We start from the raw sequence: 17,467 nt of genomic DNA, 5'->3' as shown, positions 1-17,467 counted from the left end.
CGCCGGGGTCCGGCGAGGGCGCAGCGGCAGGCTGTCTCAGCGGCGGCGGATGGCCGCCACGTCCTCGGCGATGCGGATGACGGCCACCATGCCCTCCAGGGACACACGAGCCAGCACCAGGTAGAGCAGGGCCACGATGGGACCGGCCACCAGCATCACCAGGCCGATCAGGATCGCGCTGGCCTCCCCGTCGCCGGTGGCCATGGTGGCGAAGGCGATGATGGTCCACATGAGCAGGCCGATGGCGATGGCGACGGCCATGAGGACGTAGACCACCGACACGACCTTGGGCGTCACGAATTTCGTGAAGCGCAGGTCGGTCAGGGCGGAGAAGAATCCGCTCTCCTTGGAGAACGGGTTCGGCGCGCCTGCCGGCTCGGTGCCGGTGGGGCTGGACTGGCCGGCGGGGCCACCGTGACTCGGCGGGTACGGGTCGGAGTAGGGCGTGGACATGGGTCCCCTTTCTGCTGCGGGCGCCCTGCCGGGCGCGGCACGACGGTGTGTGCCCACGGAGTGGCGCACCCAGCTCCGACGACCTGCGGGGCGGGGGGCGCACCGCAGCACGTGGTGTCGGGGCCACCGGCTACCGTTCGCAGGGTGATGCCGACGCCCGATGCCTCCCGATGGGTCCCGCCCCGCACCGACGCCCCCGCGGGGGTGGCCCCCGTGGAGGCCTACTCGGCCCACGACCGGGAGCGCTGGGAGTCAGAGGACCCGGCCCGCAAGCGCGCCGACCGAGACGACTTCGCGCGGGACCGCGGCCGCATCATCCACGCGGCGGCCCTGCGACGTCTCTCGGCCAAGACGCAGGTGATGCAGTCGGGGATGGACGACGTGGTCCGCAACCGTCTCACCCACAGCCTCGAGGTGGCGCAGATCGGCCGCGAGATGGCCGTCTCGCTCGGCTGCAACCCGGACGTCGTCGACGCCGCCTGCCTGGCCCACGACCTGGGCCACCCGCCCTTCGGGCACAACGGCGAGGACGCGCTCGCGGACGTGGCGCACGACATCGGCGGCTTCGAGGGCAACGCCCAGTCGCTGCGGCTGCTCACTCGGCTGGAGGCCAAGCGCTTCCGCGCCGACGGACGCAGCGTGGGCCTCAACCTCACGCGCGCCACCCTGGACGCGGTGGTGAAGTACCCCTGGCTGCGGGGCGAGGGGCCGACGGGCACCCCCAAGTACAACGCCTACGCCGACGACGCCGAGGTCTTCGCGTGGATCCGCCGTGGGTCGCCCGAGCAGGGGCGCCGGTGCGTGGAGGCCCAGGTGATGGACCTGGCCGACGACGTGGCCTACTCCGTGCACGACGTGGAGGACGCCATCACCTCGGGCCACCTGGACGTGCGGGCCCTGCGCGACCCCGCCGAGGTGGCCGCGGTGGCCGCCAACGCCGCGCGCACCTACGCCCGGGACCTGCCCGCATCGGCGTTGGTGGGGGCGATGGAGCGGCTCACCTCCTCGGGCGTGGTGCCGGAGTCCTACGACGGCACCCGGCGCTCGCTGGCGCGGCTCAAGGACATGACGAGCACCCTCATCGGGCACTTCGCCCAGTCCGTGACCGACGCCACCCGTGAGCGTCATCCACAGGCCACCCTGACCCGCTTCGACGCCGACCTGGTCGTCCCCAGCGAGGTGGTGGCCGAGATCGCCATGCTCAAGGCGGTGGCGTACACCTACATGATGAACACCGAGCACCGGCTGGAGCTCATGGAGCGGCAGCGTGAGGCCCTGCAGGCCCTCGTGGCGATGTGGGAGCGGCACCCCGAGCGGATGGACCCGCAGTACCTGGAGGACCGCCGCGTGGCCGAGGAGGCCGGCGACGACGCGGCGGCCCGGCGGGCGGTGGTGGACCAGGTGGCCTCGCTGTCCGACGGCCGGGCGTGGGTGGAGCACCACCGCTGGTGCACCCACCACGGGCACTGAGGGGAGGGACGTGGCAGGACTCATCAAGCCGGAGGACATCCAGGCCGTCAAGGAGCGGACGGCGCTGGACGAGGTGGTGCGCGAGCACGTGACCCTGCGCGTGGCCGGGGTGGGCTCGCTCAAGGGCCTGTGCCCCTTCCACGACGAGAAGACCCCCTCCTTCCAGGTGCGCCCGGCGGTGGGGCACTGGCACTGCTTCGGCTGCGGCGAGGGCGGCGACGTCATCGAGTTCGTCATGAAGATCGACCACCTCTCCTTCGCCGAGGCGGTGGAGCGGCTGGCCGGGCGGCTGGGCATGGAGCTGCGCTACGAGGAGGGCAGGGGGCCCCGCCGCGAGGGCGGACTGGGGCGACGGGCCCGGCTCGTGGAGGCCCACCGGGCGGCCGAGGAGTTCTACCACCAGCAGCTGCTCTCCACCCAGGACGCCCGCCCGGGCCGGGACTTCCTGCGGGGCAAGGGCTTCGGGTCCACCGAGGCGGCGCACTTCGGGGTGGGCTTCGCCCCCCGGGGCGGCACCGCGCTGTACCAGCACCTGCGGGCCGGGGGGTTCACCGACGACGAGCTCGTGACCGCTGGCCTCGTGGGCCGCGGTGGCCGTGGCATGTACGACCGCTTCCGCGGCCGCGTCATGTGGCCCATCCGCGACATCACCGGCGACACGGTGGGCTTCGGGGCGCGCCGCATCTTCGAGGACGACCGCATTGCCGCCAAGTACCTCAACACCAGCGAGACGCCGATCTACACCAAGAACCAGGTGCTCTACGGGCTCGACCTGGCCAAGAAGGCGATGGCCCAGCAGCGCACCGCCGTGGTGGTGGAGGGGTACACCGACGTGATGGCCGCGCACCTCTCGGGCGTGGAGGTGGCCGTGGCCACCTGCGGCACGGCCTTCGGTGCCGAGCACATCAAGGTGCTGCGCCGCATCCTGCGCGACGAGGCGAACCAGGCCCCGGCCAAGGTGGTCTTCACCTTCGACGGCGACGCCGCCGGGCAGAAGGCCGCCATGAAGGCCTTCGAGGCCGACCAGGCGTGGGCCAGCCAGTCCTTCGTGGCAGTGGCCCCCGACGGGCTGGACCCCAACGACCTGCGCCAGCAGCGCGGATCGCAGGCGGTGCGCGCGCTGGTGGAGGACGCGGTGCCGATGTTCGAGTTCGCCGTGCGCACCTCCATCGCGCGTTACGACCTGAACACGCCCGAGGGGCGCGTGGGTGCGATGCGGGTGGCCGCGCCCATCATCGCCGGCATCCGCGACCGCTCCCTGCAGCCGGAGTACACGCGCACCGTCTCGGGGTGGATCGGGGTGGACGTGGACTCCCTGGGGCGCGAGGTGACCGCTGCCCGGTCCTCGCGCGCCTCCGGCGGTCTGCGGGCCGCGACGCGCCCCGTGCAGACCGGGCCCGAGTCCTCGAGCGCCCCGGAACAGGCCGCCCCGGCCGGGCCGCCGCCGCTGCCCCCGGTGGACCCGCGCAACCCGGACCACGTGGCCGAGCGGCAGATGCTGCAGATGGTGCTGCAGTACCCCGGGGCCATCACCGGCACCGAGCACTCGGCGCTGTCGACCACGGCGTTCACGGCGCCCGCCCTGGGGCTCGTGCACGCGGCGGTGGTGCAGGCCGGTGGCATCGAGCGGGCGGTGACCCTCTCGCACACCGCCTGGGTGCAGCAGGTGCGCGATGCCGCCGACCCGCGCGTCCACGACCTCGTGGGCGAGCTGGCCGTGGCCGGGCTGCCGGTGCGCATGGTCAACGGGCAGCCGGCCCCGGGGTACGCCGAGGGGCTCGTGGCACGGTTGCGCATCATCGAGCTCAACCGTCGCATCGCCGACGCGATGGGGGAGCTGCAGCGCCTGGGGTCCGCCGAGCCGGAGCGTCAGCGGGAGATCGGGCTGCGGCTGCAGGGGTGGCAGCGGGAGCTGCAGCACCTGCGGGCCTCCCGGTAGGGGCGCGATTGGACCCAACGCGGCAGTGGTGTTATGGTTCACGCCGCTGTTGAAGCGATCCCCTGTAGCTCAATTGGCAGAGCATTCGGCTGTTAACCGGAGGGTTGTTGGTTCGAGTCCAACCGGGGGAGCACACGGAGAAGGGCCGGTCACCGCGAGGTGACCGGCCCTTCTGGCGTACCGGGGGAGTGGGCCGCGTCGCCCGGGCCGCGGGCCCGGGCGACGCGGCCGTCCTCAGCCCAGCTCGGCGTGGATGGCCAGCATCTGGCTCGTGGAGTCCTCCCAGTTGAAGCGCTCGGCCTGTGTGCGCGCCACGTCCGTGAGGTCACCGCGGCCCAGGACGTCCAGGGCGGCGTCGGCGAAGGCCTCCGGCCGGGAAGGGGCCACGGCGCCGGCGGGGCCGACCACCTCGGAGAGCGCCCCCTCGTCGGGGCACACCACGGGCACCCCGCACGCCAGGGCCTCGAGGGCCGCCAGGCCGAAGGTCTCCACCGGACCGGGGGAGATGGCCAGGTCCGCGCGGCCCAGCACCTCGGCCAGGGCCTGCCGTCCGGAGATGTACTCGTGGAAGGTGACGGGCAGGTCGGCGGAGGACTCCATGAGCTCCTCACGCATCGGGCCGTGCCCCAGCACCGTGAGGTGGGCGTCCACGCCGCGGTCCACCAGCTCGCGCAGGGCGCCGAGGGTCAGGCCGGGGTTCTTCTCCGGGGAGAGGCGCCCGCAGTGCACGATCTGCACCTGTCCCTCGGGCCGCTCGCGCCCGTCCGGGGTGAGCGGGGAGCGCTCGGCCGGCGGCTGGAAGGACTCGAGGTCCACGCCCAGGGTCACCACGCGCGCATCGGCCCCGAAGCGGCGCCACTCTGCGGCCGCGTAGTGGCTCGGGCACACGATGCGGTCGTAGTCCTTGGCGGACTTGCGGTTGATGAAGTCCGCGGTCCGCTCGGCCAGACCCTGCGGGGAGTGCAGGCGGCGCACGAGGATGCCGGTCATGTTCTCGTGGCTCAGCATCATCGTGGGGATGCCGTGGCGGCGCGCCCACGGGCCCAGCCAGCGCAGCGTGGCGCGGTCGTGCACCTCGAGGCGGTCGGGGGCCAGCTCGGTGAGCAGACGCGCCACGGGACGGCGCGCCCACATCAGGGAGTAGCCGGCGCCGGTCGGCGTGGCCGGCAGGTGGTGGACGTGGCCCTGGCTCTGCAGCTCGTGGGGCTCACCGGGCTCGGGGATCACCAGGTGCACCTCGTGGCCGCGCGCGCGGTACTCCTCGCCCCAGTGGCGCAGGGCGGTGCGGATGCCCCCCGAGTTGGGGGCCACGAAGTTGGCGATGCGGACGATGCGCACGTGGGTCAGGTCCTCCGGTCGGGGTCAGCGCCGCACAGACTATCCTCGCGACGCCCCTCGGGCACCGGGGCCAGTAGCTCAGCCGGTCAGAGCAGCGGACTCATAATCCGTCGGTCGTGGGTTCAAGCCCCACCTGGCCCACTTCGGTCCCTCCCCGGACGGCGGACGCCCGGGCCCACAGGTCGTGGGTCCGGGCGTCGATGCCGTGGACGGGTGCTGCGTGATGCGCGTCGACGGCGGTGGTGCGCGGGCTCAGTCGAGCTGCCGGCCGTGGTGGCGCCCCAGCGCGCCGACGGCGATCCAGCACAGGGCCACCAGCAGGGCGCCGCCCACGGCGTAGGCCCGGCTGGGGGTGTCGAAGAGGGCGAAGCCGACGCCGTAGATCATGGTGACGGCCAGGGCGAGGAAGGCGAGCGCGTTGCGGTTCATGGCCCCATCGTGCGCAGTCGTGGCCCCGGGCGCCCATGACTCCTGTCACCAACCGGGCCGGACTCGTGACACCCCGGTGCCTGGCGGCGGTGACGAGTGGGCGCGCCGCTTGGCGGGCCCTCGACGCATGGTGCAGACTGTGCGCACAACTTGAGGGAGCCGCGGCGACCGCCACGGATCGAGGCGTTGGGGAAGACGTCGAGCGATCACAGGAGGTTGCGATGTCCGGCCCCCACCAGCGAGCCCGGGCGACGGGTGTGGTCTTCATCCACGCCACGCCCACCGCGCTGTGCCCCCACCTCGGGTGGGCGATCGAGCATGCCCTGATGCGTGCCGGCGTGCAGGGCGCCCCCCGCATCGACTGGATCGACCAGCCGGCCCAGCCCGGGGCGGTGCGTGGCGAGTTCACCTGGCACGGCCGCCCCGGCACCGGCGCCGCCCTGGCCAGCGCTCTGCGCCCCTTCGACGGCGTGCACTACGAGGTCACCGAGGACCCCACCGTCGGCTCCGACGGTTCCCGCTGGTCGCACACGCCGAGCCTCGGCATCCACCACGCCTCCACGAACGCCGTCGGCGACGCCGTCGTGCACGAGAACCGCCTGCGCGCCGTCCTGGACGCCACCCATGGGGACGCCCGGGCGCTGGCCGACGGCATCGACCGCCTGCTGGGCACCGCATGGGACGCCGAGCTGGAGGTCTACCGCCACGCTGGAGAAGCCGTGCCGGTGCGCCACCTGCACGCTACCGGCTGACCGCCTCCGGCGCGTGACCTCCTGACGCGCTGCCCGCGCGACGACGAGACGCCGGTGGGCCCCCGTGGGGTGCCCACCGGCGTCTCGTCGTGCGGGCGGTCCCCGCCCCGTGCGGAGCGGGGACCGGCCTCAGAGCGGGATGTTGTTGTGCTCACCGCGGCGCTGCGGGGCCTCGGCCAGGGCCTCCACGATGCGCGAGCGCGTCACGGCCGGCTCGATGACGTCGTCGATGACGCCGATCTCCATGCCGCGGGCCAGTCCACCGGAGAGCACTGCGTGCTCGTCGGCCAGCTCCTGCTCCAGGCGGGCGCGCTCCTCGCCCTCCACCTCGGCCAGCTTGCGGCGGTGCAGGATGCGCACGGCCGCCACGTGGCCCATCACGGCCATCTCCGCCTGCGGCCAGGCGAACACCCTGGTGGCACCCAGCGAGCGGCTGTTCATGGCGATGTAGGCGCCGCCGTAGGTCTTGCGAGTCACCAGCGTCACGCGGGGCACCACGGCCTCGGCGAAGGCGTGCAGCAGCTTGGCGCCGCGGCGCACCACGCCGTCCCACTCCTGACCCACGCCCGGCAGGTAGCCCGGCACGTCCACGAGCACCACGAGCGGCACCCCGAGGGAGTCGCACAGGCGCACGAAGCGCGCGGCCTTCTCCGCCGAGGACGAGTCCAGGCAGCCGCCCAGGCGCATCGGGTTGTTGGCCACCACGCCCACCGTGCGGCCGCCCAGGCGGCCGAGCACCGTGACGATGTTGGGCGCCCAGCGGGGGTGGAGCTCGACCGCGTCCGGGGGCAGGGTGACGGCCATCGGGTTGAGGTCGTCGCCGGCGCCGTCGCCGTCCAGCAGGTCGGCCACCAGCGGGTGCACGTCGTAGGCACGCTTGGGAGAGGTGGGGAAGGTGGCCGCGAGGTCGCGGTCCACCACCGAGGCGGTGTCGAAGCTGCGCTGGTCGCCCAGCAGGGCGCACAGGGCGCGGGTGCGCTCGAAGGCCTCGTCGTCGGTGCTCGTCACCACGTGGACCACGCCGGAGCGGCGGCTGTGCGGCTCGGGGCCGCCCAGGCGCAGGGCGTCCACCTGCTCGCCGGTCACCGAGCGCACCACGTCGGGGCCGGTGACGAAGACGCGGCCCTCGGGGCCGAGCACCACGAGGTCGGTGAGCGCCGGGCCGTACGCCGCGCCGCCGGCGGCCGGGCCGAGCACCAGGGAGATCTGCGGGATGCGCCCCGAGGCGTGGGTCATGGCCGCGAAGACCTCACCCACGGCGTGCAGGGACACCACGCCCTCGGCCAGGCGCGCGCCGCCGGAGTGCCACAGGCCCACCACGGGGGCGCCAGCGGCCATGGCCGCCTCGTAGGCCACGAGGACGACCTTGCAGCCGGCCTCGCCCATGGCGCCGCCCTGGATCGTCGGGTCGGCGGCGAAGGCCACCACCTCGACGCCCTGGACGAGGCCCTTGGCGGCCACCATGCCCTCGTCGCCCCACGGTGTGAGCAGCTCGCAGGAGCCGTCGTCGAAGAAGCGCTCGAGGCGGGCCACCGGGTTGCGGGGGTCCTCCTCGCGGGGCGGCTTTCCGGCGGCGTTCACGCGCGACCCGGCCGGGGTTCCGGGCGCGGCGGTCACGACGCGCTCCCGAAGGCGATGGCCACGTTGTGGCCGCCGAAGCCGAACGAGTTGTTCAGCGCCACCAGGTCGCCCTGGGGCAGGGGGCGGTGCTCGCCGCGCACCACGTCGAGGTCGATCGCCTCGTCGAAGGTGTCGATGTTGGCCGTGGCCGGGGCGGTGCGCTCGTGCAGGGCCATGACCGTGAGCACGGACTCCACGGCGCCGGCGCCACCGAGCAGGTGGCCGGTGAGGGACTTGGTGCCCGAGACGGCCACGCCGTCGGCCGCGGAGCCGAACGCGCGGCGGATCGCCTTGGACTCGGCCACGTCGCCCACCGGGGTGCTCGTGGCGTGCGCGTTGACGTGGACCACGTCCGTGGCCCGCACGCCGGCGTCACGCAGGGCGAAGGTCATCGCGTCGCCGGCGCCCACGCCCTCGGGCTCCGGGGCGGCGATGTGGTGCGCGTCGGAGGTCATGCCGGCGCCCAGCACCCGCGCGTAGACCCGGGCCCCACGGGCCGCGGCGTGCTCGGCGGTCTCGAGCACCAGCGCGCCCCCGCCCTCGCCGAGGACGAAACCGTCGCGGTCGGTGTCGTAGGGGCGCGAGGCGGTGGTGGGGGAGTCGTTGCGGGTGGACAGGGCCTGCATCTGGGAAAAGCCCGCCATCGGCATGGGGTGGACGCAACTCTCGGAGCCGCCCACCACGACGACGTCGGCCTCGCCGCGGCGCAGGATCTCCAGTCCGGTGGCCACGGCCTCGGCGCCCGACGCACACGCGCTCACCGGCGTGCGCGAGGCGCCGCGGGCGCCCAGCTCCAGGGAGACGGCGGCGGCGCCGGCGTTCGGCATGAGCATCGGGACGGTGAGCGGCGAGACGCGGCGGGTGCCCTTCTCGCGCAGCACGTCCCACTGGTTCATCACGGTCACCACACCACCGATGCCGGTGCCCATCACCACGGCCAGACGCGTCGGGTCCACCTCGGGGGTGGCGGCGTCGGCCCACGCCTCCTTGGCGCTCACCAGGGCGAACTGGGCCGTGCGGTCCAGGCGCTTGACCTGCACGCGGGGCAGCACGTCCTCGACGTCGGCAACCACCTGGGCGGCGAACTCCACGGGAAGGCCGTACTGCTCCTTCCACTCGCTCGGCAGGGCGCGCGCGCCGGAGGTGCCGGCGAGCAGGGCCTTCCAGCTCTCGGGGGCGGTGCCACCCAGCGGGGTGATGGCACCCAGGCCGGTGACGACGACGTCGGTCATGGTTCCTCCGGTGGTGGTGAGGGGAAGTCAGGGATGAGGAGCCGGGCGTTCTGCAGAGGCCGCCCGGCCCCTCGGGGGTGGCCTCAGGCCTGGTGGGTCTTGATGTAGTTCACGGCGTCGGCGACGGTGTTCAGGTTGCCCATCTCCTCGTCGGGGATGGCGACGCCGGTCTTCTCCTCGACGTTCACGAGGATGGTCATCATCGACAGGGAGTCGATGTCGAGGTCGCCGGCGAAGGACTTCTCCGGGGTCACCTCGGCCGGCTCGATGCCGGTCTCCTCGCTGACGACCTCGGCGAGGACGGTCAGGATCTGGTCGTCGGTCTGGGCCATGGATTCCTCCTGGTGGTGGGCCCGGGGGCCCGGTGTCGTCGGCAGCTGCCGACCTGTCGTGGTCCGGTGTTGACCCGCCGGACCGGCGGGAGCATGTCAGGGCAGTCGCACGACCTGGGCGGCGTACACCAGCCCGGCGCCGAAGCCGAACTGCAGCGCGATGTCGCCCGAGCGGGCCTGCCCCTCGGCGAGCATGCGCGCGGTGGCCACCGGCACGCTCGCGGCCGAGGTGTTGCCCGTGTGGCGGATGTCGTCGGCGACGCGGACCGACTCCGGCAGCTTGAGCTGCTTGACCATCTCGGCGGTGATCCGCGCGTTGGCCTGGTGGGGGATGAAGACGTCGAGCTCCTCGGCGGTCACCCCGGCGGCCTCCATCGCCCGGCGGGCGACCTTGGCCATCTCCCAGACGGCCCAGCGGAACACCGAGTTGCCGGTCATGGTGAGCATGCCGTCCTCGCGGGTGCGGATGAGCTCCCACTGCGAGCCGTCCGATCCCCACACGGTGGGGCTGATGCCGGACGCCTCGGCCAGGCTGACCACGGCGGCACCGGCGGCGTCGGCGAACAGGAAGGCCGTGCCGCGGTCGCTGAGGTCGGTGAACTGGCTGAGGTACTCCACGCCCACCACGAGCACGTGGTCGGCCGTGCCGGCACCCACCATGTCGTTGGCCAGGGCGATGCCGTGGCAGTAGCCCGCGCAGGCCGCGGACAGGTCGAAGGCCGGAGCCTGCGAGCCGAGCTCGGCGGCCAGCATCGGGGCCACGCCGGGGGTGCGCATCGGGTTGGAGACGGTCGCCACCACGACGGCACCGATCTGCTCACCGGTGATGCCCGCCGCCTCGAGGGCCTCGCGGGCGGCGGCGGTCGCCATCGAGAGGGTGGTGTCCTCCTCGGTGGCCCAGCGGCGCTCGACGATGCCGGTGCGCTGCTGGATCCACTCGTCGGAGGAGTCGATCGCCTCCACGAGCTCGTCGTTGGGCACCACGCGGGAGGGGCGGTAGGCGCCCACGCCGGTGATGGCCGCCGGACGCAGCGTGGTCTGGGTGCGCAGGGCCTGCATCACGCCTCCTGGCGGGGGTGGACGCGCACCAGCGGCTGGCCGGGGTGCACGGGGTCGCCGTCGGTGACCAGCCACTCGACCACCTGGCCGTCGCCGGTGGCGCGGACCGGCAGCTCCTCGCGCAGGGTGCGCACGGTGGCCACCTGCTCGCCGGCGGTGACGCGGGCCCCCTCGGGCTTCTGGCAGCCCGACAGGTCCACGGTGCCCTTGCCGGGGGAGACGAGCATGCGCCAGGTGGGGGCGTCGCCGCCCTCGGTGGCGGCCTCGCCGTGCTCGCGGAGCATGCGGCGCGCCTCGTCGAGGTCCTCGGGGCTCTTGAGGGCGAGGGCCTCCACGCCCTTGAGGTGCTTCTTCACCAGGCCGGTGAGCACGCCGGCCGGCGGGATCTCGATGACGCCGGTGACGCCCATGTCGGCCAGGGAGTCCATGCACAGGTCCCAGCGCACGGGGCGGGAGACCTGCGAGACGAGGCGGCTGAGCACCTCGGTGCCAGAGCGCAGCACGTTGCCGTCGGCGTTGGACACCAGGTCGATACGGGCGTCGTGGGTGCTCATGGCGCGGGCGTACCCGGCGAGCGTCTCCACGGCCGGGGCCATGTGCTCGGTGTGGAAGGCGCCGGCCACCTGCAGCGGGATGACGCGGGTGCCCCGGGGCGGTGCGGCGGCGAAGGCCTCGAGCTGCTCCACGGTGCCGGCGGCCACCACCTGGCGGGCACCGTTGCGGTTGGCGGCGGTCAGGCCGGCGGCCTCCACGGCGGCGACGACCTCCTCCTCGTCACCGCCGACCACGGCGCGCATCGAGGTGGGCGTGACGGCCGAGGCCTCGGCCATGCCCTTGCCCCGCTCGCGCACGAACACCATCGCCTGCTCGGCGGTGAGCACGCCCGCACCCACGGCGGCGGTGATCTCACCCACGCTGTGGCCGGCGCCGGCGCGCACCATCCGGTAGGCCTCGGCCGGATGCTCGAAGAGCGCCAGGAAGCTCACCAGGCCGGAGCCGACGATGAGCGGCTGGGCCACGGCCGTGTCGCGGATGGTGTCGGCGTCCGAGGTGGTGCCGTGGGCCACGAGGTCGAGGCCTGCGCACGCCGAGAGCCACTCCATGCGGTCGGCGAAGCCGGGCAGCTCCAGCCAAGGGGCGAGGAATCCGGGGGTCTGGGCGCCCTGTCCAGGGCAGACGATCGCAAGCACGGGCCCCACTCTGGCAAGCGGGGAGCAGGGGCGGGGCCGTGCTTCGTCACCGAACCGTCGGGGCATTCTTGGAGGAAACCTCCAAGTGGTCGGGGTGGCGAGGCCGCAGCCGGTGGTCAGCCGTCGGTCTGCACCGAGCGGCGCCACCCCGGTCCCCGCGGGGTGTCGATGCGGTGCACGGCCAGGGCCACCCGCAGTGTCCAGGCGTCCCGGGGGTCGGTGAGGTCCAGGCCCACCAGCTCGTCGATCCGCGAGAGCCGGTAGCGCACCGTGTTGACGTGCACGAAGAGTGCCCGGGCAGAGGCCTCCAGCGCTCCGCCCTGGGCGAGCAGGGTCTCGGCAGTGGCCAGGAGGTCCCGCCCGGCCTCCTGGAGCGGGCGCACGACGAGCTTGGTGAGCTCCCGCCGGGCGGCCTCGTCGCCGGCGAGGACGCGCTCGGGCAGCAGCTCGCTGGAGCGCACGGCCGCGGGGGCGTCGGGCCAGGCCCGCGCAGCAGCCCACCCGGCCAGCGCGGCGCGTGCCGAGCGCCCCGCGGCGAAGAGGTGGGGGACCACCGGACCCACCACCACCGGGGCGTCCAACGTCTCGGTGAGCGGGGCGAAGGCGTCCTCCTGGGCCTCCAACCCGCTGAGCACCACCACCACGCGCCCGGAGCTCAGGGCCACCAGGGCCTCCCTGCGATGCCGTCGGCAGGCAGTGCGCACACGGCGCAGCACCTCGGTCTCGTCGCCCAGGTCGCTCGTGGTGCCGACGGCCACGGCCACGCCACTGGCCTGGCCCCAGCCGAGGGCGGCGGCCCGGGAGTGCACGTCCTCGGTGGCCTCGCCGCGGACGACCGCGTCGACCACGAGGGACTCCAGCCGGGCGTCCCACGAGCCGCGTGCCTCGGCGGCGCGGGCGTAGACCGAGGCGGCCCCGAAGGCGACGTCCCGGCTGAAGCGCAGGCAGGCCAGGAGCAGCCGGTCGCGCTCGGCACGGGTGGGGGCCAGGTCCTCCACGGACTCCTCGACGGTGCGCACGGTGACCCGGACCAGCTCGATGGTCTGCTCCAGGCTCAGCGCCGTGCTCAGCTCGCGCGGGGCGTCGGCGAACACCAGTGTGGCGCGGCCGGGGTCGCGCGGCCCGGAGAGCCACTCGGCGAAGGCCCGGATGCCGGACTCGGCCACCACGCCCACGCCGGAGCGGTGCCGGGCCGGCAGGGCGCGGTACCACTCGTGCCGCTCCATCTCGTGCAGGGCGGCGTGGGTGAGGGGGGAGACCTGCTCGAGCAGTCGGGCGAGGGTCCCCTCGGCCACCTGGGGCGCAGTCATGGGCGCAACTGTAGGTCCACCACAACATCGGGCAGCGGGCCGGGGCCCGCTCCCGGCCCGCGCGGTTCGGCATCCGTTCAGGTGCCGTTCCCCGGACGCTCACCCCGCCGGTGCCGCCCGTGCACCTGCCCGATGTGGGCTGGGCCCCATGCACATCACCCCTCGCACCCTCGCCCCTGCCCTCGCCGTCGCCGTCGGTCTCACCGGGTCCCTCCCCGCGGCCGCCGGGGCCGCCACCGGCGCCGGTCCCACCACGCCCGAGTCCACCGACCACCCCGTGCTCACCGCCGAGACGCCCTGGGTCATCGGCCACCGGGGCGCCTCCGGCCACCGCCCGGAGCACACCCTGGCCGCCTACGAGCTGGCCGTCCGCATGGGCGCCGACTTCTTCGAGCCCGACCTGGTGAGCACCAAGGACGGTGTCCTGGTGACCCGCCACGAGAACGAGATCTCCGGCACCACGGACGTGGCCGACCACCCCGAGTTCGCCGACCGCCGGACCACCAAGACGGTCGACGGCCAGGAGCTCACCGGCTGGTTCACCGAGGACTTCACCCTCGCCGAGCTCAAGACGCTGCGGGCCACGGAGCGCATCCCGGACATCCGCCCGGGCAACACCCGCTACGACGGCCAGTTCGAGGTGGCCACCTTCGACGAGGTCATCGCCCTGCGGGAGCGGCTCAGCGCCGAGACCGGCCGCGAGATCGGCATCATCCCGGAGATCAAGCACCCCACCTACTTCGACGGCATCGGCCTGAGCATGGAGGAGCAGGTGGTGCGCACCCTCGAGGAAGCCGAGCTCAACCACGCCGACGCGCCGGTCGCCATCCAGAGCTTCGAGGTGCAGAACCTCGTGGACCTCAACCGCACCCTTCAGGCGCGCGTGCCGCTGGTCTTCCTCTCCTGGTACGAGGGCCAGCCCTACGACTTCACCGCCGCCGGCGACTCCCGCACCTACGCCGACCTCATGAAGCCGGCCGGCCTGCGCGAGCTGGCCCGCGACGTCGACGCCATCGGTCCGGAGCGCACCATGGTGGTGCCCGAGGAGGGTGGCGTGCTCGGGGAGCCCACCTCACTGGTGGCCGACGCCCACGCGGCCGGCCTCAAGGTGACCCCGTACACCTTCCGTGCGGAGAACGAGCACCTGCCGGAGTCGCTGCGCGGCTCCGAGGACCCCACCGAGCTCGGTGACATGGACACGCTGATCCGTGCCCACCTCGATGCCGGCGTCGACGGTGTCTTCTCCGACCAGCCGGGCCTGGCCGTGCAGACCCGTGACGCCTGGCGGGGCGGTCCGATCGTGGACACCGGCGTGCAGGCCACCCCGGCGCCGCGCCTGCCGCTCGTGGCCGGGGGAGCTGCGCTCCTGCTGGCGGGTGCCGCCCTGGTGCACCGCGCCGCCCGCCGCGCCTGAGCCGGCAGGATCCGGGAAGGACGCAGCCCCACCCCCTCGCCGAGGGGGTGGGGCTGCGTCGTGGTCCGGGACCTCCGGTCAGCTCTCGCCGCCGGAGTTGCCGGAGGTGCCGGCGCGGGTGTCGAGCAGCTGGTAGTGCTCGGCGGCCTTCAGGGCGGTGCCCTTCTCCACCTCGCCGCGCTTCTCCAGCATCTGCAGCGTCTTGACCACCATCGACGCGGAGTCGATGTGCAGGAAGCGGCGGGCCGCCGGGCGGGTGTCGGAGAAGCCGAAGCCGTCCGCGCCCAGGCTGTAGAAGTCGTCGAGCATCCACGGGGCGATGAGGTCCTGCACGGCGCGCATGTAGTCGCTCGTGGCCACGATGGGGCCCTCGCCGGCCGGCAGCAGCTGCTGCACGTACGGGGTGCGGGCCTCGTCCTCGGGGTGCAGGAAGGCGTCCTCGTCGCACTGCGTGGCCTCGCGGGCCAGCTCGCCCCAGGAGGTGATCGAGTACACCGAGGCGTTGACGCCCCAGTGCTCGGCCAGCTCCTCCTGGGCGTCCAGCGCCCACGGCACGCCCACGCCGGAGGCGAGCAGGCGGGCCTTCGGGCCCTCCGCCTCGCCCTCGGCGAGCAGGTAGCCGCCCTTGAGGATGCCCTCGGTGTCCACACCCTCGGGCTGCTTCGGCTGCACCATCGGCTCGTTGTAGACCGTCAGGTAGTAGATGACGTCCTCGGCGTCCGGGCCGTACATCCGGCGCATGCCGTCCTGGAGGATCTCGGCGATCTCGTAGGAGAACGCCGGGTCGTAGGACACGATCGCCGGGTTGGTGTGGGCCAGCAGCGGGCTGTGGCCGTCCATGTGCTGCAGGCCCTCGCCGGCCAGCGTCGTCCGGCCGGCCGTGGCCCCGATGAGGAAACCGCGCGAGAGCTGGTCGGCGGCGGCCCAGATGCCGTCACCGGTGCGCTGGAAGCCGAACATCGAGTAGAAGACGTACACCGGGATCATCGGCTCGCCGTGGGTGTCGTAGGACGAGCCCACCGCGGTGAAGGCGGCCACGGAGCCGGCCTCGTTGATGCCCAGGTGCAGCAGCTGGCCCTGCTCGCTCTCCTTGTAGGACAGCATGAGGTTGGCGTCCACCGACTGGTAGTTCTGCCCGTTGGGGTTGTAGATCTTGTTCGTCGGGAAGAACGCGTCCATGCCGAACGTGCGGGCCTCGTCGGGGATGATCGGCACGATCCGCTTGCCGATCTCCGGGTCGCGCATCATGTCCTTGAGGATGCGCACGAAGGCCATCGTGGTGGCGACCTCCTGGGTCCCCGAGCCCTTGCGGCCGACGTCGTAGGTCTTCTCGGCCGGCAGGTTCAGCGGCACGTGCTCCGAGAGGCGGGCCGGCAGGTCGCCACCCAGCTTGCGACGGCGCTCCAGCATGTACTGGATGGTCTCGTCGTCCTTGCCCGGGTGGTAGTACGGCGCGGCGAACTGGTCGTTCTCGAAGGCGGAGTCCGGCACCGGGATCTTGAGGCTGTCGCGGAAGCCCTTGAGGTCCTCCACCGTCAGCTTCTTCATCTGGTGCGTGGCGTTGCGGCCCGCGAAGTGCGAGCCCAGCGAGTAGCCCTTGATGGTGTGCGCCAGGATCACGGTCGGCTGGCCGGAGTGGTTCATGGCGGCCTGGTAGGCGGCGTACACCTTGCGGTAGTCGTGGCCACCGCGCTTGAGCTTCCACCAGATGTCGTCGTCGGACCAGTCCTTGACCATCCTGCTGGTGCGCGGGTCGCGGTCGAAGAAGTGCTCGCGCACGAAGGCGCCGTCGTTGGCGCGGAAGGTCTGGAAGTCGCCGTCGGGCGTCTTGTTCATGAGGTTCACCAGCGCGCCGTCGCGGTCGGCGGCCAGCAGCTCGTCCCAGCCACGGCCCCACAGCACCTTGATGACGTTCCAGCCGGCGCCGCGGAAGAAGGCCTCGAGCTCCTGCACGATCTTGCCGTTGCCGCGCACCGGGCCGTCCAGGCGCTGCAGGTTGCAGTTGACCACGAACGTGAGGTTGTCGAGCTCCTCGTTGGCGGCCAGCTGCAGGGCGCCGCGCGACTCCGGCTCGTCCATCTCACCGTCGCCGAGGAAGGCCCACACGTGCTGCTCGGAGGTGTCCTTGATGCCGCGGTTGTGCAGGTACTTGTTGAACTGCGCCTGGTGGATGGCGCCCAGCGGGCCCAGACCCATGGAGACGGTGGGGAACTGCCAGAAGTCCGGCATCGAGCGCGGGTGCGGGTAGCTCGGCAGCGCCAGGAGCTTGCCGTCCACGTAGTGGGACTTCTCCTGGCGGAAGCCGTTGAGCTGGTCCTCGGTCAGGCGGCCCTCCATGAAGGCGCGCGCGTAGATACCGGGGGAGGCGTGGCCCTGGAAGAAGATCTGGTCGCCGCCGCCGGGGTGCTGGCGACCGCGGAAGAAGTGGTTGAAGCCGACCTCGTAGAGCGTGGCCGCCGAGGCGTAGCTGGAGAGGTGGCCACCCACGGAGACGCCCGGGCGCTGGGCGCGGTGCACCATGATGGCGGCGTTCCAGCGGATCCACGCGCGGTAGCGGCGCTCCACCTCCTCATCACCGGGGAACCACGCCTCGTCCTCGGGGCCGATCGTGTTGATGTAGTCGGTGGTGGTCAGGGAGGGCACGCCGACCTGCTGCTCGCGCGACCGGTTGAGCAGCTCCAGCATCACGTAGCGCGCGCGGGCGCGACCGCGCGCGTCGACGAGTCCGTCGAGGGAGTCGAGCCACTCGGCGGTCTCCTCGGGGTCGATGTCCGGGAGCTGACTGGGCAGGCCGTTCAGGATCGGTCCGGTGTCCTTGGTCGTCACGAAGCTTCTCCTCCTCACACGCGCCGCACGCCACGGGGACCGTGGCGTGCCCGGCGGGCTGCCTGCACCGGAGTGTGCAGACGTCTGCCCGCCATTGTTCCAC

The 17,467-nt window shown here is 73.1% G+C and carries 14 protein-coding genes and 2 tRNA genes; 6 read left to right on the top strand and 10 right to left on the bottom strand.

Translation table 11 applies throughout. The features are described 5' to 3' along the window. Window positions 1-36 precede the first annotated feature (36 nt). Window positions 37-453 (bottom strand): DUF4282 domain-containing protein, encoded by a 417-nt coding sequence (locus tag CYJ76_RS05345; RefSeq protein ID WP_101849455.1) that lies wholly within the window; start codon window positions 451-453, stop codon window positions 37-39. 147 nt (window positions 454-600) lie between these two features. On the opposite strand from CYJ76_RS05345, the gene CYJ76_RS05340 reads away from it, so the two are divergent. The 3 genes from CYJ76_RS05340 to CYJ76_RS05330 all read left to right on the top strand — a co-directional run bounded on the left by CYJ76_RS05340 (window position 601) and on the right by CYJ76_RS05330 (window position 3,993). Further along, window positions 601-1,923 (top strand): deoxyguanosinetriphosphate triphosphohydrolase, encoded by a 1,323-nt coding sequence (locus CYJ76_RS05340; protein WP_083323555.1) that lies wholly within the window; start codon window positions 601-603, stop codon window positions 1,921-1,923. 10 nt (window positions 1,924-1,933) lie between these two features. Further along, window positions 1,934-3,862: a DNA primase gene (gene dnaG, locus CYJ76_RS05335; RefSeq protein WP_070705198.1), complete on the top strand. Its 1,929-nt coding sequence runs from the start codon at window positions 1,934-1,936 to the stop codon at window positions 3,860-3,862. 58 nt (window positions 3,863-3,920) lie between these two features. Next, window positions 3,921-3,993, top strand: a tRNA-Asn gene (locus tag CYJ76_RS05330). 103 nt (window positions 3,994-4,096) lie between these two features. Here CYJ76_RS05330 and CYJ76_RS05325 read toward each other — a convergent pair. Beyond that, window positions 4,097-5,200: a glycosyltransferase gene (locus CYJ76_RS05325; protein ID WP_070705902.1), complete on the bottom strand. Its 1,104-nt coding sequence runs from the start codon at window positions 5,198-5,200 to the stop codon at window positions 4,097-4,099. Window positions 5,201-5,267: 67 nt separating this feature from the next. Between CYJ76_RS05325 and CYJ76_RS05320 the strand changes: the two genes are divergently transcribed. Beyond that, window positions 5,268-5,341 (top strand) — tRNA-Ile (locus tag CYJ76_RS05320). Window positions 5,342-5,452: 111 nt separating this feature from the next. Here CYJ76_RS05320 and CYJ76_RS12420 read toward each other — a convergent pair. Beyond that, complete coding sequence (locus CYJ76_RS12420) at window positions 5,453-5,629, bottom strand: hypothetical protein (protein WP_180802221.1); 177 nt, start codon at window positions 5,627-5,629, stop codon at window positions 5,453-5,455. 221 nt (window positions 5,630-5,850) lie between these two features. On the opposite strand from CYJ76_RS12420, the gene CYJ76_RS05315 reads away from it, so the two are divergent. Beyond that, complete coding sequence (locus tag CYJ76_RS05315) at window positions 5,851-6,381, top strand: DUF3145 family protein (RefSeq protein ID WP_070705904.1); 531 nt, start codon at window positions 5,851-5,853, stop codon at window positions 6,379-6,381. Window positions 6,382-6,510: 129 nt separating this feature from the next. On the opposite strand, the gene CYJ76_RS05310 is transcribed toward CYJ76_RS05315, so the two are convergent. From CYJ76_RS05310 to CYJ76_RS05285, 6 genes are all read right to left on the bottom strand, one after another. Continuing rightward, window positions 6,511-7,998, bottom strand: coding sequence for an acyl-CoA carboxylase subunit beta (locus tag CYJ76_RS05310; RefSeq protein ID WP_083323368.1), 1,488 nt, complete (start codon window positions 7,996-7,998; stop codon window positions 6,511-6,513). Next, complete coding sequence (locus CYJ76_RS05305) at window positions 7,995-9,233, bottom strand: beta-ketoacyl-[acyl-carrier-protein] synthase family protein (RefSeq protein WP_070703332.1); 1,239 nt, start codon at window positions 9,231-9,233, stop codon at window positions 7,995-7,997. The genes CYJ76_RS05310 and CYJ76_RS05305 overlap by 4 nt, the downstream gene beginning before the upstream one ends. A gap of 83 nt (window positions 9,234-9,316) precedes the next feature. Further along, window positions 9,317-9,565 carry an acyl carrier protein gene (locus tag CYJ76_RS05300; protein WP_070703333.1) on the bottom strand — a complete coding sequence of 83 codons (249 nt, stop codon included), beginning with the start codon at window positions 9,563-9,565 and terminating at the stop codon, window positions 9,317-9,319. A 96-nt stretch (window positions 9,566-9,661) separates the two neighbouring features. Then, window positions 9,662-10,624, bottom strand: a complete 963-nt coding sequence (locus CYJ76_RS05295; protein ID WP_070703334.1) for a beta-ketoacyl-ACP synthase III — start codon at window positions 10,622-10,624, stop codon at window positions 9,662-9,664. After that, entirely contained in the window at window positions 10,624-11,814 is a 1,191-nt protein-coding gene (locus tag CYJ76_RS05290) for an acyltransferase domain-containing protein (RefSeq protein WP_101849484.1), read from the bottom strand. The genes CYJ76_RS05295 and CYJ76_RS05290 overlap by 1 nt, the downstream gene beginning before the upstream one ends. A gap of 116 nt (window positions 11,815-11,930) precedes the next feature. Next, window positions 11,931-13,124 (bottom strand): PucR family transcriptional regulator, encoded by a 1,194-nt coding sequence (locus CYJ76_RS05285; RefSeq protein WP_070703335.1) that lies wholly within the window; start codon window positions 13,122-13,124, stop codon window positions 11,931-11,933. 148 nt (window positions 13,125-13,272) lie between these two features. On the opposite strand from CYJ76_RS05285, the gene CYJ76_RS05280 reads away from it, so the two are divergent. Next, a complete protein-coding gene (locus CYJ76_RS05280; protein ID WP_101849454.1) occupies window positions 13,273-14,538 on the top strand; it encodes a glycerophosphodiester phosphodiesterase in 1,266 nt (421 codons plus the stop codon). Window positions 14,539-14,616: 78 nt separating this feature from the next. On the opposite strand, the gene aceE is transcribed toward CYJ76_RS05280, so the two are convergent. Continuing rightward, window positions 14,617-17,364 carry a pyruvate dehydrogenase (acetyl-transferring), homodimeric type gene (gene aceE, locus CYJ76_RS05275; RefSeq protein WP_070703337.1) on the bottom strand — a complete coding sequence of 916 codons (2,748 nt, stop codon included), beginning with the start codon at window positions 17,362-17,364 and terminating at the stop codon, window positions 14,617-14,619. Window positions 17,365-17,467 lie beyond the last annotated feature (103 nt).

This window comes from Kytococcus schroeteri (assembly GCF_002847825.1).
Classification (GTDB): domain Bacteria; phylum Actinomycetota; class Actinomycetes; order Actinomycetales; family Dermatophilaceae; genus Kytococcus; species Kytococcus schroeteri.
Note: the sequence above shows the minus strand (reverse complement) of the source record. Positions and strands in the feature narration are given on the sequence as shown.

Bases quoted from the DNA above. Each gene is read 5' to 3' on its own strand.
- CYJ76_RS05345 (WP_101849455.1), bottom strand. From the start codon at position 453: ATGTCCACGCCCTACTCCGACCCGTACCCGCCGAGTCACGGTGGCCCC.
- CYJ76_RS05340 (WP_083323555.1), top strand. From the start codon at position 601: ATGCCGACGCCCGATGCCTCCCGATGGGTCCCGCCCCGCACCGACGCC.
- CYJ76_RS12420 (WP_180802221.1), bottom strand. From the start codon at position 5,629: ATGAACCGCAACGCGCTCGCCTTCCTCGCCCTGGCCGTCACCATGATC.
- CYJ76_RS05315 (WP_070705904.1), top strand. From the start codon at position 5,851: ATGTCCGGCCCCCACCAGCGAGCCCGGGCGACGGGTGTGGTCTTCATC.
- CYJ76_RS05305 (WP_070703332.1), bottom strand. From the start codon at position 9,233: ATGACCGACGTCGTCGTCACCGGCCTGGGTGCCATCACCCCGCTGGGT.
- CYJ76_RS05300 (WP_070703333.1), bottom strand. From the start codon at position 9,565: ATGGCCCAGACCGACGACCAGATCCTGACCGTCCTCGCCGAGGTCGTC.
- CYJ76_RS05295 (WP_070703334.1), bottom strand. From the start codon at position 10,624: ATGCAGGCCCTGCGCACCCAGACCACGCTGCGTCCGGCGGCCATCACC.
- CYJ76_RS05285 (WP_070703335.1), bottom strand. From the start codon at position 13,124: ATGACTGCGCCCCAGGTGGCCGAGGGGACCCTCGCCCGACTGCTCGAG.
- CYJ76_RS05280 (WP_101849454.1), top strand. From the start codon at position 13,273: ATGCACATCACCCCTCGCACCCTCGCCCCTGCCCTCGCCGTCGCCGTC.